Raw genomic sequence first — 16,001 nt, forward strand, 5'->3', positions numbered from 1 at the left:
TCACTTTTCCAGATCCATCTGCTAGTTTATTTACTCCATCGATTAGCTGGGTTGAGCCAGTTGACATTTTATTTAGACCACCATTTAAAGTGCCTATGCCTGTTGTTACTTTGCCCGAGCCATCCGCTAATTGGGTTACTCCATCAATTAATTGACCTGACCCGTTATTTAATTTATCTACACCCACTTTGGCATTACTTAATCCTTCACCAAACCCTTGAAATTTTTCAACAAATCCTTTTTGTGCACTGGCTAATTCCTCAATACCATCCGTTAAAGATTGCAATTTCGCTGTATTCGGTAGTTTGTTTTGCGCATCACTTGTTGTTTGATTTATTTCACCTTTTAATTGTTTTACTTCTTCATTTAATTTATTTGTTCCACCTGCTACTCCAATAGCTTTTTGCTGAACTGTGGCTGTACTTTTTGCCGCATTTGTTATATACGGTTGTAACTGCTCTTGATATTCTTTTGGTAAACTCTCGATTTGCTTTTGCAAATTAGCTACATCTTGTGCTGCAGTTTTTGCATCTCCTGCTGTTGATTGAGTAAATTCATTTAACTGATTTACGTTTTCTTCAGCTCCGTTCATTTTCTCATTTACCGTATTTAATATAGTAGGAACTTTCGACTGCATTTCCTCTAAACCTGCAACAGAATTTTTCACTTTACTATTTAACTCTTGCAAACCCTTTTCAATTTTTTGAGAACCTTCTTCTAATTGACTTTGTCCACCAACAAGCTTTTCCATACCATTTGCTAATTCATTCGTTCCTGTTTTTAATTCACCTGATTTATTTGCTAATGTATTCAAACCATCGGTTACTTTCTGGGATCCATCTTGTAATTTCCCTATACCAGTCTGTATTTCACCTGTTTTGCTATTTAATGTATTTAAACCTGCTGTTACTTTTCCGGACCCATCTTGTAATTTATTAGATCCATCTGCTAATTTCTGAACTCCATCTTTCATCTCCCCGGATTTCCCTTGAAGTGTATGGAGCCCATCCGTCACTTTACTTGATCCATCATGCAACTCACTAGCTCCATCATGTAACTTATTTGCTCCGTCCGCTCCATCTGCTAATCCTTTTGAGACGTCTTTAATAGAATCAAACATTTTCTCTGCATATGTTTTTGTTAACGTGCTTGATACTTCACCTTTAATTTTTTCAATTGCTGTTCCGCCAATTTGTGAAGATAAGAAGTTTAAACTTTCATTTGGAATATATTCTAAGTTTAATGGTTTCGGATCGTCTTTTAATAACGTTGTAGCGTTACTTGAGAAGTCATCTGGAATACGTACTAACATGTAATACTTTCTGCCTTCCATTCCCTCTTTCGCTTCTTTTTCACTTACAAATTCCCATTTAAAACTTTTATTATCTTTTAAGTTATCAACGAGCCCTTTCCCGACCTCAATTGGTTTCCCATCAAGTTCTGCACCTTTATCTAAATTGACTACCGCAACTGGCAAGTCATCTAGCTGTTCATACGGATCCCAAAAGGCCCATAAAAACATACCCGCATATAAAATCGGTACAAATAAAACCGCAATGATTGAGATTAATATTTTTTTACTTTTTATAATCTCTGCAAATTCTTTACTAAGCAACTTATGCCATTTCATAATTTATCCCCCTTTTTAAAAATGACCGAAATGTCTATTTAGTCATTTTTACCCAAATAAAAAGGCTATATCTGTTCATACATATGCCTTATCCCCGAATTTATACTATGCACATTTTCATCTACTTGATTATACTATTTAACCACCCTTCTCATACATTTGACCGATTTGTTCAATTAGTCATTTTTTATAATATTAAAAGGATTATCTTAATTTGACAATCCTTTTAATAAATAAAGTTCGAATAATTCCGAGATTTTTTCTTTTTCTAACGGTTCATGATTTTTTTCCCAATCAAAAATAAGCGAAACGTATAGGCGAAGCATAATAAACGCTGTAATTTCTGGATCACATTTGCTAATCTCACCTTTTTCAATCGCAATCTCTAAATAAGATTGGATGACAGAAATGATTTCCACATCTACTTGTTGCATCACTTCTTGTACTTCTTTCGTTCCCATATCACGCTCTTCTTGAATTAGTTTAATCATGAGCTGATGTTCTTTTCTAAATTCTAATATGCTATATAATGCTCTATGTACATTTTCAAAAAATGAAATATCTGAACGAATTGCATTTTCTGCAACTTGCTTCATTTCTGTAATTAAATTAGAAATAATTTCGCCAAATAGTTCTTCTTTATTTTTGAAAAAAGTATAAATTGTTCCTTTTCCTACATTCGCTAACTTCGCAACTTGATCCATCGTCGTCGCCTTATAACCGAATGCTGAAAAAGACTTTGTTGCAGCTTCAATAATAGAACGTTTTCGATCTATCGCCACATCGTCACCTCCAAAAATGACCAATTGGATAATATAGTCAATCGGTACATATTTGATATTACCACACGCTTACATTCTATACAAGTTCTCTTTTTAGTTATTCCCAGTACAAAAACATTCCAGTCAATCTATATAATACTGTCATAGTGTATCAGAAAAAAAGGGGAAAGGAAAAAATGTTCTTCAGATATAATTTTTATGAACACCTTTTTCTTATTTCAACGTAAAAAGCGTAATTTTGTCTGAACTAGAATTCAATATGTCCTCTCTTTTCCTTTCACTCTGACAATCTTCTTCTACAGTTAAACCTTACCTAACAACACAAAAATCCCTCTTTTTCTAATAAACAAATAAAAAACCAAGAAAATCCTTACATTTAATAGTAATATAGAAAGTAAACATATTTATAAAAATAGTGGAGGCTTTTTCAGTCATGATGCGTGCGCTTCGTTTAAATATAAGGCAAGCTTTTTGTAGTCGGGTTTCTTTAATTATTATGTTTAGTGGATTAGTTCTTATTTCTATTTATCATTATTATTATGTAATGCGTTATTTAGGAGACGCAGCGAATGGGGCTATGGCAACTGCTTTTAAATGGATTGGGTTTCGTAATAATGAAATGGATGTTTATTTATTATTAATGCCTGTTATTGCAAGTTTGCCATTTAGTACAAGTTATAATTCCGATAAATCCGATGGTTTCAAAGCTTTTATAAGTAAGGAAATTTCCCTATTCTCGTATTCCTTTACAAAATATATCGTTACATTTTTTTGCGGTGGATTTCTTTATACTTTACCGTTCATTCTTTCTTTATTACTTTGCAAATTAACAATTCCAAATGGAGATCCCACCGTCAGTACTAGCATGATAAACGGCAACGGAATGTTCGCAGAGTTATATTTCTCTTCTCCCATCACTTATATTTATCTATATATTGGGATTAACTTTTTATTCGCTGGTTTAATGGCCCTCTTAGGTTTATCAGCGTCCACATGGTCACAAAAGGATTACATGGCACTTCTATTTCCATTTGCAGTTACTTCCATTCCTTTCGTCCTGCTAAATACAATATTCCCTACAATAGGCGGAGCACCTATTCACTTATATGATCCGAAACAACCATTACACGGGATGTCACCGTATATTTTACAATGTACATTTTTCTTCCTTGTCAGCTTATTCATGTACATAAAAGGATTACAACGGGACAAAAAAAGATATATGAGAAGACTTCAAAAACGAGATCGATGTAGAAAAGCTTTTCAGCCATTATAAAAACCTAATTTCCTCACGTTATCTTGGAAATTAGGTTTTTTCTATTCATTTACGGCGTACCAGCCAATCCCCACAAAATAACAACAGCCGCAAAGTAAATTGCTTTAATAGCTACCACTAAACATAATGAAATAATTGCATATTTACTTAATTCTCTTCTTGCACCTATTAAAGTAAAAATAACCGCCAAACTAAACGTTACATAGGAAGTTGCTGTATTTATTAAGTAATACATACTATCTAGATTCTGGGTAAGCCCTGTTATATCGGCTACAAACTGAAGCATGACGACTGTACTAAAAAAAATTGCAAGCTGATTCATTAATTTTCCATTTATTTGTGCTACCATATATCTACACCTCTCTCGTTTAAAGTCTGAATATTTAATTAATATTATCACCAAATCATAAAAAAAGGAATTCCCTCTGTATAATTCTATGACGATGTAAAAACAAAAAAGAACGCTTAGTTACCTAAGCGTTCCCCTACTTTAAGAAGCCTTCTTCAAATCAATTTGAGCAAGTACTGGGTCGTGGTCACTTACGCGTCCATGTTCTTTCATAATGTTTGAGTTTAGGTGTACAGGGTCTACAATTGTGTGCGGTGCGATGTTATTCGTTACTAAAATATGATCTAGCACTTGTGCATTTCCTTCATGAATGTACGTGTAGCGGTTCTCTTTCGGCACTGTGTTTAACATATCTTTTAATATCGTTCCTTGCAGTGCTTCTAACGGTTTAGAGAATTCAAAGTCATTCATATCACCTAATACAACAACTGGCGCATTCGTATTCTTTTCTTGAATACCTTTTACGAAATGATTCACTTCTTGTGCTAATTGTACTCGTTTTTCTTCACTCTTTAATACGAGAGGTTGTACTTTTCCAAATGGCGTTGCATCTCCTAATTTTGAGTTTAAGTGATTTGCAACAACAACGACGTTTTGTCCTTGGAATGTAAATTCTGCTGCTAACGGTTTACGTGTACTTTCAAATAATGGATTTTCGTCTCCGATGCGGACTACATTTTTATCTAGTAACTTCGGTACTGTCGCTAATTTCACACGTGATGGATTATAGAAGAAACCGACGCGAATATTAGCTCCTGGTGCTCCTCCGTCTTGATTGTTGCTTGGCACAATTTCTACATACTCATACTTCGGTCCACGAATTTCTAAAACTGCATCAATAATACGTTTTGCACTTAAAGAAGCATCTGTTGTTCCGTCATTAATCGATCCATTATTATCTTGCATTTCCTCTACACCGATAATATCTGGCATTTTTAAATTGTATTTAATAGAATAAGCTAACGCTTTTACTTTCTCATCTGATGTTTCTTTTTTATTCGCTGAGAAGTTTTCAATATTATATGTAGCAACTGTTAACTTATCAAGACGCGGCTGAATATTTGCCCCTACTTGCTTAAATCCACCATCTACTGCAGATGGTAATTCCGTTACTGGCGAAATGCGGTATGAACCGTAGTCATATCCTACTACTCCCGTTATATCTCCAGTGAACGTATCGCCTACTTTCGCGACATAATCACGAGGTACCTTTACAGAAAGACGTTCAGGGTTTAATTGGTTTTCATCTAAAAGCGGTGTACCATATTTCGTTACTACTTTATCTCCGCCATTTTTTACTGTTACATATAAATTTCCGTTTTTCTGAGGAGCGATAATTTTTGGCGCTGGCATCGTAACACGCATACCTTCTACACTTTCATAAAAATCGATTGCATCTTCATTTGGATCAAATAAACCGAATGCATCATTATCGATAATTTGATCAGGGATTTTCACACCGTTTTCTCCTAGTACAATCGGTGCTGGTAAAGGTTGATCTTTTGCGATTACAGCAATGCGACTCGCCTTAATTTCAGTCGTCGTTAAGTCTGTTTCAAAACGTTCTGCATATCCAGGTCCAACATATTCTTCTACTTCTCCATCAATTTGAATAAGATCTCCTACCGCTACATTCGCATCTTTTTTGTATACGTAAATACCTTCTGAAGTAGCTGGATCATTATCCGGCTGATTATCTTCTATATAAAAACCATTTTTATCAAGCGCTGTGACAACGCCTTCCACATTATTTACTTTCTTCCCATTGTAAGGAGAAATATGTGATTTCCCTTGAATATCATGAATACGAACTGGTTCATTTGTTACGATTATAAATGAAAATGTTGAAATCGCTGAAGAAGTAAGCCCTTCTTTTTCTGCGATTGCTTTCACTACACTATTTTCATTCACTACAATTTGTCCGTTATAGCGAACGCTTTTATTTGTAGGATTAGAGCCATCTAACGTATAGTAGATTGTTGCTCCTTCTGTGTTCGTTGTTAATGTTACTGCTGTTCCTTTAGCAACTTCCCCGCCATTTGGTGATGCTACTACATCGCTAACACGGTTTTGTTCTTCCCCTTGAAACTTATGAGCTGTTACTGATTTTAAACCTGGGCTACTAAAATATAATTCAAGCGTCCCTGTCAACCTAACTTTCTTCCCGATATTTTCAGGGTGATCTTTCACATTTACTGCCGATCTCACATCGCCTTTTGGCAACTGAACAGGCATGATCTTGTCTGGATTCGTTTCGTTTGGCGAATCGGCAATTGCCACATTTGTGTCGTCAAACTTAGCCGGATCCTTTGTGTACTTAGAAGGACTTTGCGTATATCCAACGATATATCCTTCCACTATCCCCTTCGTTTTCCCTTGCTGCTTGAATACTTGAATTGCTTTTTCTACTGACATAGAAGTAGTTTCTTCCGCCTGCGCTAAAGTTCCAGTAAATGAAAGCAATAACAATAATGATAAAAAGATACTTAACAATTTCTTCACAGCCATTTTCCTCTCCCTATTTCATATTTTCTCAGCATTTCTATCATATCAAATGATTCGTTATATAGAATGCTATTTCGACAAGTTTTACACAAAATTTATTTAATTTACAAGTTTTCAAACTATAATACAAAATAACTTATATAGGTTTATTGACTAACAGGTATTTTATCCAATAAACAAAACGCCTTCAATATAATTGAAGGCGTTTTGTTTGAAATATTTTAATGTGCGACTAATTCGGTTCCAATTACTTTCTCTAAATGAGATAACACACGCTGTGCCGCTCTCTCACCTTGCTCAATACAAGCCGGAAGACCAGAACCAGCGTAAGAACTACCTGCCAAATACACACCTGGCAATTCTTCCTCCATAAATGTTGTGAGCTTCTGCATTCGCTCCTTATGGCCTACTGTATATTGAGGCATCGCTTCTTTCCATCGGCTTACAATTGTAAACTCTGGATCCTCTGTAATATCCATTGTCTTTTGTAAGTCTTCTAATACGAGCTGCACAATTTCTTCGTCCGTTTGTTCGACAATCGCTTCATCACCTGGGCGTCCGACGTAACAGCGAAGAAGCGTTTTTCCTTCTGGCGTTGTATGTGGCCATTTTTTATGTGTCCACGTACACGCTGTAATCGTGTAATCACTATTTCTTGATACAACAAATCCGGTACCATCAATATCACGCTGAATTGCAGACTTCGAGAAAGCGAGTGCCACGTTTGCAACTGATGTAGACGGAATGTTACGGAAGAAACGAAACTGCTTGTACTGCGCAAACATAGACGGTAATACTTTATGCGGTGCTGCAACTACAATCGCACCTGCTTCCATTTCTTTTCCGTTACTAAGAGTAATCGTATAACTATCACCAAGTTTTGCAACTTTTTCAATACGAGTTCCCTTCATTACCATATCATTAGGAATCTTCACTTCAAGAGATTCTACTATAGATTCTAAACCGGTTTTCACAGTTTTAAAGATTCCCTTTTTCATTTCAGCCTTCTCTTGTTTTGGAGCGAGCGTACGCATACCGAGTGAAATACTACGGTGCTCCTGTTCAATTTGATAAATTTGAGGGAATGTTGACATTAAACTCATTTCATCAATATCCCCTGCATAAATACCAGATAATAATGGCTCAATTAAATTTTCAACGACTTCATTTCCAAGACGATGCCTGAAAAACTGCCCGAGTGATTGATCAGAAACTGGTTTTGATCTAGGCATTAACAAGTCAAAACCAGCTCTTAATTTACCAATTGGGGAGAACAATCCGGAAAAGAGAAACGGCGTAATTTGCGTTGGAATTCCCATCATTGAACCGCTCGGCATTTTATGTAGCCGATTGTTTACGAGAACGAACGATTGACCAGTCGCATTATTTACAAGTTCAGCATCAAGTCCTAATTCTTTCACTAATTTAGCTGCACTCTTTTTTCTTGCTAAGAAGGAATCAGGGCCACGTTCAATTGTAAATCCATCTTTTTGCACGGTTTGAATTTTCCCGCCAAGTTTACCAGACGCTTCTATAAGCAATGCATCTATCGGCAAGTTTTTTTCACGAATTTCTTTTTGTAAGTTATACATTGTTGTTAATCCTGTGATGCCACCGCCGATGATCACAACTTTTTCCCTCAAGTAAGCTCCCCCTTTCTACTTACATTACAGATTCTTTTTTCTTTAATACAACATCTGCTAAACAGTCGATAAATGCAGATGATGCGTTTGGCATTTCTGGACGATAATATTTCGCGCCAATTTCATCCGTTACAACTTTACACTCAAAGTCATTGTCATATAAAACTTCTAAATGTTCCGCTACAAATCCAACTGGTGCATATACAAATGAACTGTAGCCGTACTTTTCATTTAGTTCTCTCGTTAAATCTTGTACATCTGGACCAATCCAAGGATCTGGTGTATTTCCGGCACTTTGCCAGCCAACTGCATAATTTGCTACTTCAGCACCACGTGCAATATAGTCAGCTGTTTCATTTAATTGATCTGGATATGGATCGCCGAGTGTGATAATTTTCTCTGGTAAGCTATGTGCAGATACGATTAACACTGCTTTTTCACGTTCTGCTTCTGACATACCGTTATATATACCTTTCACTGCATCGACCCAATACTGAATAAATTTCGGTTCTTTATACCAGCTATCAATGCCGTGAATTGTTAAGTTTCCAAGTTTTTCTGCTTCTTCTTGCGCTCGTCCTACATACGACTTCACGCTAAAAGTAGAATAGTGAGGGGCAAGAACGAGTGCAATTGCATCTTCTATTCCATCTTTATGCATAGCTTGTACTACATCTTCAATGAACGGTTCAATATGTTTTAAACCAAGATACATGTGGTACTCTACTTCATCTTGCATTTCATTTAAACGCGTCTCTAACTTTTTAGCTTGCTCTAATGTAATAGTAGCTAAAGGAGAAATACCACCAATTGCACGGTAACGCTCTGTTAAATCTTCTAGCATTTCAGGACTTGGCTTTCTTCCTCTGCGAATATGTGTATAGTAACGTTCAATATCTTCTTCTTTATATGGCGTTCCGTATGCCATTACAAGCAAACCAATTTTCTTTTTCATACAGCCAATCTCCTTTACTTCGCTAACTGCTCTTTAGAGTATTCATGAATAAATGTAGTTAAGCGTTTTAATGTATCTGGATTTACTTCTGGGAATACGCCGTGACCTAAGTTAAATACGTAACCTGGCTGCTTCATCCCTTGATCTAAAATACCTTTTACATGTTCTTCAATAACAGGCCAAGGCGCTAGTAAGAACGAAGGATCCATATTTCCTTGTACCGCCTTATGAACACCGCGTGCGCGTGCTTCTTCGATTGATAAGCGCCAATCTAAACCTACTACATCAAGAGGCAAGTCGTGCCATTCATTCACTAAGTGTCCAGCCCCAACGCCGTGCATAATCATTGGAACACCCATCGTGCGAACTTCTGCAAAAATACGCTCCATCGCTGGTTTAATAAATATGCGGTAATCCGCTACATTTACTGTTCCAACCCAAGAATCGAAAATTTGAACAGCTTTTACTCCTGCGTTAATTTGCGCTTTTAAATATGTAATAACCATATCTGCAAGCTTATCCATTAATGCGAACCAAGCTTTCGGCTCTGCATACATAAACGCTTTCGTATTATGATAGTTACGAGAAGGACCGCCTTCAATCATATAGCTCGCTAACGTAAATGGAGCTCCTGAAAAACCGATTAACGGTACATCTAACATTTCTGTCGTTAATAAACGAATTGTATCTAGTATGTAAGGTACATCATCTTCTGGATTGATTTCCCCTAATTTTTCTACGTCTTGTAAAGAACGGATTGGATTATCGATAACTGGACCAATGCCAGATTTAATTTCCACATCAACACCAATTGCAGGTAGTGGTGACATAATATCTTTATAAAGAATTGCTGCGTCTACGTTATATTGATCAACTGGCAACTTTGTAACGTAAGCGCACAGCTCTGGATTATGTGTAATTTCAAATAAAGAATATTTCTCTTTTATCTTTCTATATTCCGGCTGTGAACGACCTGCTTGACGCATATACCATGCTGGTACATACTCTGTACGTTCCCCCTTACATGCTTTTAAAAATGTCTCATTTATAGTTCTTACCAAGACCCTAGCTCCCTTCCTTACCAATGCTTTTTCTTTAAATATGCTCTATTCCGATATTTATCTTTTTTTACTATACAGCTTGTAAAAACAAAATGCATAACATTATGTACGTTGTTCATTAAATTGACACAAACGTTCGTAAAACCGTTTACTATTTTCACAACATTCTTATTATAGCACAGAGAAAAACTACGGTTTAGCTACTTTTGACTTTTCTCCTTCACGGTTCGTTTGTGTGTCATATGGCACAACGTAAAAACTTGGTTTTGAGAATATATTAATAAACTTTTCCTCATATTTCCCTGTTCCTTTTACCGTTCCAACGTGAGTATGCCTTCCTTTTTCAACTTTATAAATTCGATACATAATTCTCTCATCAGGAAGCGGCGTCCAGCTTAGTTTCATTGCAAATAAACCGAAAGGACTAAAAGCTAGTTTTGCTTCCACGTTTTTAATCTTATCTAAACGAATTGGCAGCCCAATTGTTTCAACACCTTTTGGTCTATGAAAACTCGCTTTATCTTGTATATTTGCTTTCGTTAAAATCTTTTTAAATAACATCGTTGCAGATGCATTTCCATCTTGTAATTGATGCTCTTTATCGGTGCGGTCATAGCCAATCCAAACTGCACCTACTAAATTCGGTGTATATCCAACAAACCACATATCACGCGCGCCATGGTCATCATTCGGCAATGAAGTTGTGCCTGTTTTTCCAGCTAAAGCTCCATTATATACGCCAGCTTTCGCCGTACCTTCTTTCACAACTCCTTCAAGCATCTTTGTCATATACCATGCCGTTTGCTTCGAAAAGACTTTCGTTTCAGCTTTTGATGATTCTCCAATGACTGCTCCGTGTCTATTTAATACTTTATCGATAACGTGCGGTTCGATAATATTCCCATTTGCTAAAAAAGATCGGTACATTTTGACAAGATCAAATGGAGAAACACCATTTTTTAGCCCGCCAAGTGCTGTGCTTAAACCTGAGTCCGCAATATGAACATTCCCTTTCTCTAAATATTGCTTTCCCTCATCTACCCCTAATTCATTTAATAAAGATACAGCTGGCACATTTGCTGATTCTAATACCGCATCGTACATCGTCATCTCTTTCGCATACTCATGATTATAATTTCGAGGTTCATAGCCTTCAAACGAACTTTTTTCATTCGTTAATAAAGAATATGGATTATATTTCTTCGTCTCGAGTGCAGGTCCATATACAATAAGCGGCTTTAAAACAGAACCAGGCTGCCGCTTTGCAAAAACGCGATTAAGCCCTCTCGGAACATACCCTCTTCCTCCAATCGCGGCTTTAATTCCGCCAGTCTGATTATCCATTAATAAAAATGCACCTTGCGCCCCGTTTTCTTTACCAGGGAAATTTCTCGCATCTTGAAACTGGTTATATGCTACCTTTTGAACTTTTTCATCCATCGGTACGACAAACGTATATCCTCCGCGCAGTACTTCTTGATGCGATAAACCATATAAACGCGCCGCTTCATCTATAACCATATCGATATACGGCATATATGCGAGTTCACGTTCATCTGAATTTTTATAAAGAGCGATTGTTTTTCCTTGGTAACGAACACTATCTTCCGCTGTTAAATAGCCTTGTTTATGCATAAGTGACAAAATAAAATCACGGCGTGCCTTACTCTTCTCAGAAGATACGTACGGTGAATAGCCATTTGGCGCTTTCGGAAGCCCTGCAAGCATGGCTCCCTCTTCCACTGTTAAATCTTCTACATTTTTATTAAAATACAACTTTGCTGCCGCTTGAATACCATATGCCCCATGACCGAAATAAATATGGTTCATATACATTTCAAGAATTTGCTGCTTCGTATATTTTTGCTCTAATTGAAGAGAAATTGCGACCTCTTTCAATTTACGCGTAAATGTTTTTTCGTGAGTTAAAAAGACATTTTTAGCTAGTTGCTGCGTAATTGTACTACCGCCTTCTACCTTCTCTCCAGCTAATGCGTCTTTATAAAGCGCCCGAAATATAGAAGGGTAATCAATTCCTTGATGCTCATAAAAACGAGAATCTTCCACAGCAATAAATGCTTGCTGCACGTACTTTGGAATTTCTTCGATCGGCACGAGCTCTCTATTTTCTACATATAACTTCGTAATTTCTTTTCCTTTCTGGTCAACGATACGTGATGAAGAGTGGAAAACAAGCTGCTTTTCATCCATCATATAGCCACCAGTTAACACAATAAGTTTATAGAGTACAATCGCTACTACAAACGTTGCTACCCCGCCTAATAAAGTCCACTTTGCTTTCTTCATACATCGGCCTTCTTTCCAAATGATGGTACATTTATTATTTGAAAAAGGACTATCTTTATGTATATAATCTTCGAAGTTTTTCACAAGAGTTGATATAATAGAGACAAACTATAAAGGGGGCATTAAAATGAAGGCTATTATTTCATACGAAACACCTCTAGAACAGGCACATTTCACTGCAAAAAATAACGAAAAAGATATGTTTTACAAAGAAAATACTGAAGAATCTGTAGAATCTGCACTTCAGTATGACGTATTAGACGCTGTTGGAGAATTTAAAGGACAACCTGGCTACATCGTTTGTAACAACATTTCTGTAACAGACGAAGGTCGCCCTGTATTTGAAAACCGTTTTAAAAACCGTGCAGGTCTTATCGAAAACGAACCTGGTTTCCAGGCAATCCGCGTTCTTCGCCCATTAAGTAATGATACATATGTCATTTTAACGATGTGGGAAACAGAGCAAAACTTTAAAGACTGGACAGAATCACGTTCATTCGAAAACGCTCATAAAAAACGCCCTGCACATGCAGAAGCACAGGCGCATCCACATGCAGAACAGCAAAAAAGCATTTTTTCTCGCCCGTCGTTCGTGACTACTTTTGATGTGTTAGTTTAGTTTGCTGAGTTCGGAGCCCACGGTATGTGAAATTATATGAACGATTTTTTCAATATATCTATCACATCTTGAAATATATCAACGATTCGACTAAAGATATCGATTTAACGACAAAAAAGGAAACACCATTACACACTGGTGTTTCCTTTTTCTTTGTACCAATTATATATGCAAAGCGCGTCTTCTTTTCGCATATGCTTCACTTTATACCTATGCCCCGCTACCGATATGGCAGCTGTACATAACTCGTCTTTCTTTTGAAAATGCGACTGATTATATCCTACTACTTGAACATGCCTTCTTCGCATGATCCCTGTATATTTCGCAAGGCCTCGGTACACCATTATTAACTGATTTTCTCGTATCATATATCCACCACTTTTATACCTAGCGTATGCAAGTATTGTAAATACAGTAAATAGCAGTATAAGAACGAACAACGCAGTATGTTGTTTAAAATATATACTCGCACCAGCGATTGGCACAGCGAGCACAGCACTTGTAATCCAGCCCATTACGACGTAACGGCGCAATGCAGCCTTCGGTAAATGAACGATTTCTTCTTCTATTTCATACGGCAACTGTAAATAGGCAAGTAACTGCTGTACATCTTTTTTCTTCATGAAAGGATGTAACATCACTTCATTACCGGCGGATTCTATACTTTGAATGATTTCCACTTCGACAGAACAATAACCGAAAGGCTGGCGAAGAATTCCTTCTTTCACAGTAATCGCTTGAATGCGGTGTAGTTTTAAAACAAACTCTTTCTTATCAAATAATCCTTGTACGATGCGAATTTCATTTCCGTTTCGCTCTACTTTAAAGTTCGCATATTTTAACGCATAGCCAATTGTAGAAATGACCCACGAAATCGCCATTAAAATCGCGGCCATAACAATTAATTCATATACACCGTTATCCATCACATACGCTTCTACTTTATTTATGAGCCATTTCGGAAGAAATTCATTAAACTCTGTGTAAATAAGCAGTAGTCCAGAAAATACTAACCCGAATCTGCCAGATGTAATGGATGCGAATAAAATTTCTTTCGCTGTTAACTGATAAACCGTCTTACTTTCTTCTTCTGCGGGCGCCTCTTCACTCAGAACGCTGCTCTCTTTATGTAATAAAGCAATCAGTTCCTTCGCTTTATCTTCTTTAATACCAGCTAACATCACTTCTGGCTCACTACCGCCGCCCGCTACTTCAATATTTAATTTCGCAAGTCCAAGCAGTTGGTAAATGACATTAGAAGATGTACTAATGTTTTGCACACGGTCTTTATTTAAATAACTTTCCTTCTTCACAAAAACACCGTGTTTTATATGTAAAATATTATTCTCAATCCAGTACACTTTGAAATACCATTTTACAGCTGAAAAGATTGCCATAACGAATAATAGAAACAACAAAACAAAATAAAACAAATACCAAGGCTCATTCTCATCAGAGCGAAATATTACAAGAAAGATAAAAGGCAATAAACCCGCAATTCTAATACCTAATAATATCGTGATCGGATGTTGCCTCTTATACACCCTCATCACTCACTTTCGCAAGTTCTCCAATTTGTCTTTTCAACTGCTCTGCTTCTTCTTTCGTTAAGCCTGGAATACTATGAGAAGTTGCCGCTGTTGAAATATGTAATTCTGCTAAATTATACTTTCTCATAATTGGCCCTTGCTCAATCGTTACGTGCTGCACGCGGATCATCGGAATAAGCACGCGCTTTACAACGAACATTCCTTTTTGAATTTCAATCTCTTCTTCATTTAATCTGTAACTATAATAACGCTGACGTAAATTTGGAAACACAAAATAATCAAGTGGTATAAATGTAATAGCGCCTGTTACTAACAATCCAAACAACCAGCCCCACCAATTAAAATTGATCATAAAAAAGAAATACGCAATTACGACTGCTAGTATAACTGCCGCCCCAATTAAAGCGTGACTTCTCCACACTTTTAGCATATTAGAATGAATCTCCTTTTCTAACGGCTGCATCTCATCACTCCAATTATATGAATTTATTAATTATATATTAGCAGAAAATAAGGTTTTATATACAATTTTGTAAAATTATAGTTATCACATCGTATCGAGCATTTCTTTAAAATTCCCTTCATTAATCGAATACACTTGAAACTGTATGTAATCTATTTCATTCGTATTAGGACGAGCATATGGCAAAATGTTAAATTTAGAAGCAGATCTTCCTAACATATCTGTAACCATAAGAGCAACATCTACATACTCAAAATCTATACGGAACGCTACCGATTTGCCTGTAAATTCATAATCTTTAATCGCGTCATAAGACTTATTTGCACTAATCAGCATCACTTTTAATAGTTGGTTTAAATTTTCTGGTTTGAAATTAATCATGGACACAACTCTTTTTTTTAATAAAACACTACGAAAATAGTGTAATCTTTTACTTTCATAGCTTCACACATCAATTATATTAAAAATAAAGCTAGTTTTTTATAATTTTTTTGATATAATTACTTACGGGAAACGGGAAGACATTTATCTTCCCTTGTGTTTTTATTTGCATCTAGTACTTTTGCTAGATGCTTTTTTTATATCATTTTTATTTATAAAATTTGCTTCCAACTAACATCCTTCACATCTTCGCTAGTCGGCTTTCTAACTAATCCCATACAACATTCCTCGCAAGCACCAAACGCAATGAAATTTTTCTGCGCTTGCCTTAACGAGGCCTTATTTGCTCCGCCTTCAAAGTCATGATCGTTAAACTGAACCTCATCATCTTCCCAATAACATATTTTACAAATTTCATATGTACCTGGTGGTTCTTCTTCTAATGTTTTATATCCGCAGCATGGACAAGTGTATTTCATT

The 16,001-nt window shown here is 36.4% G+C and carries 14 protein-coding genes; 2 read left to right on the forward strand and 12 right to left on the reverse strand.

Annotation, left to right across the window (positions count from 1 at the left end):
* Positions 1 to 1,630: YhgE/Pip domain-containing protein (locus MR071_RS20250; protein ID WP_242237669.1), on the reverse strand; the 1,630-nt coding region annotated here is incomplete at its 3' end.
* 209 nt (positions 1,631 to 1,839) lie between these two features.
* Positions 1,840 to 2,412: a TetR/AcrR family transcriptional regulator gene (locus MR071_RS20255; RefSeq protein WP_088077914.1), complete on the reverse strand. Its 573-nt coding sequence runs from the start codon at positions 2,410 to 2,412 to the stop codon at positions 1,840 to 1,842.
* A 433-nt stretch (positions 2,413 to 2,845) separates the two neighbouring features.
* Between MR071_RS20255 and MR071_RS20260 the strand changes: the two genes are divergently transcribed.
* Positions 2,846 to 3,688, forward strand: coding sequence for a hypothetical protein (locus MR071_RS20260; protein WP_242237671.1), 843 nt, complete (start codon positions 2,846 to 2,848; stop codon positions 3,686 to 3,688).
* A gap of 49 nt (positions 3,689 to 3,737) precedes the next feature.
* Here MR071_RS20260 and MR071_RS20265 read toward each other — a convergent pair whose 3' ends face one another.
* From MR071_RS20265 to MR071_RS20290, 6 genes are all read right to left on the reverse strand, one after another.
* Positions 3,738 to 4,037, reverse strand: coding sequence for a hypothetical protein (locus MR071_RS20265; RefSeq protein WP_105586568.1), 300 nt, complete (start codon positions 4,035 to 4,037; stop codon positions 3,738 to 3,740).
* A 141-nt stretch (positions 4,038 to 4,178) separates the two neighbouring features.
* Complete coding sequence (locus MR071_RS20270; RefSeq protein WP_242237675.1) at positions 4,179 to 6,545, reverse strand: DUF6359 domain-containing protein; 2,367 nt, start codon at positions 6,543 to 6,545, stop codon at positions 4,179 to 4,181.
* A gap of 218 nt (positions 6,546 to 6,763) precedes the next feature.
* Positions 6,764 to 8,185, reverse strand: coding sequence for a protoporphyrinogen oxidase (gene hemY / locus MR071_RS20275; protein ID WP_242237677.1), 1,422 nt, complete (start codon positions 8,183 to 8,185; stop codon positions 6,764 to 6,766).
* Positions 8,186 to 8,204: 19 nt separating this feature from the next.
* Complete coding sequence (hemH, locus tag MR071_RS20280; protein ID WP_242237679.1) at positions 8,205 to 9,140, reverse strand: ferrochelatase; 936 nt, start codon at positions 9,138 to 9,140, stop codon at positions 8,205 to 8,207.
* A gap of 14 nt (positions 9,141 to 9,154) precedes the next feature.
* On the reverse strand, positions 9,155 to 10,201 hold the full coding sequence (gene hemE, locus MR071_RS20285; protein WP_242237681.1) for a uroporphyrinogen decarboxylase: 1,047 nt from the start codon (positions 10,199 to 10,201) through the stop codon (positions 9,155 to 9,157).
* Positions 10,202 to 10,390: 189 nt separating this feature from the next.
* Positions 10,391 to 12,508: a transglycosylase domain-containing protein gene (locus MR071_RS20290; protein ID WP_242237683.1), complete on the reverse strand. Its 2,118-nt coding sequence runs from the start codon at positions 12,506 to 12,508 to the stop codon at positions 10,391 to 10,393.
* Between the two features lie 127 nt (positions 12,509 to 12,635).
* On the opposite strand from MR071_RS20290, the gene hmoB reads away from it, so the two are divergent.
* Positions 12,636 to 13,127 (forward strand): heme-degrading monooxygenase HmoB, encoded by a 492-nt coding sequence (hmoB, locus tag MR071_RS20295; protein ID WP_242237685.1) that lies wholly within the window; start codon positions 12,636 to 12,638, stop codon positions 13,125 to 13,127.
* A gap of 128 nt (positions 13,128 to 13,255) precedes the next feature.
* On the opposite strand, the gene MR071_RS20300 is transcribed toward hmoB, so the two are convergent.
* The 4 genes from MR071_RS20300 to MR071_RS20315 all read right to left on the reverse strand — a co-directional run bounded on the left by MR071_RS20300 (position 13,256) and on the right by MR071_RS20315 (position 16,000).
* Positions 13,256 to 14,671, reverse strand: a complete 1,416-nt coding sequence (locus MR071_RS20300) for a PH domain-containing protein (protein ID WP_242237687.1) — start codon at positions 14,669 to 14,671, stop codon at positions 13,256 to 13,258.
* Positions 14,664 to 15,140 carry a PH domain-containing protein gene (locus MR071_RS20305; protein WP_105586560.1) on the reverse strand — a complete coding sequence of 159 codons (477 nt, stop codon included), beginning with the start codon at positions 15,138 to 15,140 and terminating at the stop codon, positions 14,664 to 14,666. Before MR071_RS20305 ends, MR071_RS20300 begins: the two co-directional genes overlap by 8 nt.
* Before the next feature lie 84 nt (positions 15,141 to 15,224).
* Positions 15,225 to 15,521, reverse strand: a complete 297-nt coding sequence (locus tag MR071_RS20310) for a protoporphyrinogen oxidase (RefSeq protein ID WP_105586559.1) — start codon at positions 15,519 to 15,521, stop codon at positions 15,225 to 15,227.
* Between the two features lie 212 nt (positions 15,522 to 15,733).
* Positions 15,734 to 16,000 carry a CPCC family cysteine-rich protein gene (locus tag MR071_RS20315; RefSeq protein WP_105586558.1) on the reverse strand — a complete coding sequence of 89 codons (267 nt, stop codon included), beginning with the start codon at positions 15,998 to 16,000 and terminating at the stop codon, positions 15,734 to 15,736.
* Position 16,001 lies beyond the last annotated feature (1 nt).

Origin of the sequence: Bacillus cereus group sp. BfR-BA-01316 (assembly GCF_022664195.1) — a bacterium.
GTDB lineage: Bacteria > Bacillota > Bacilli > Bacillales > Bacillaceae_G > Bacillus_A.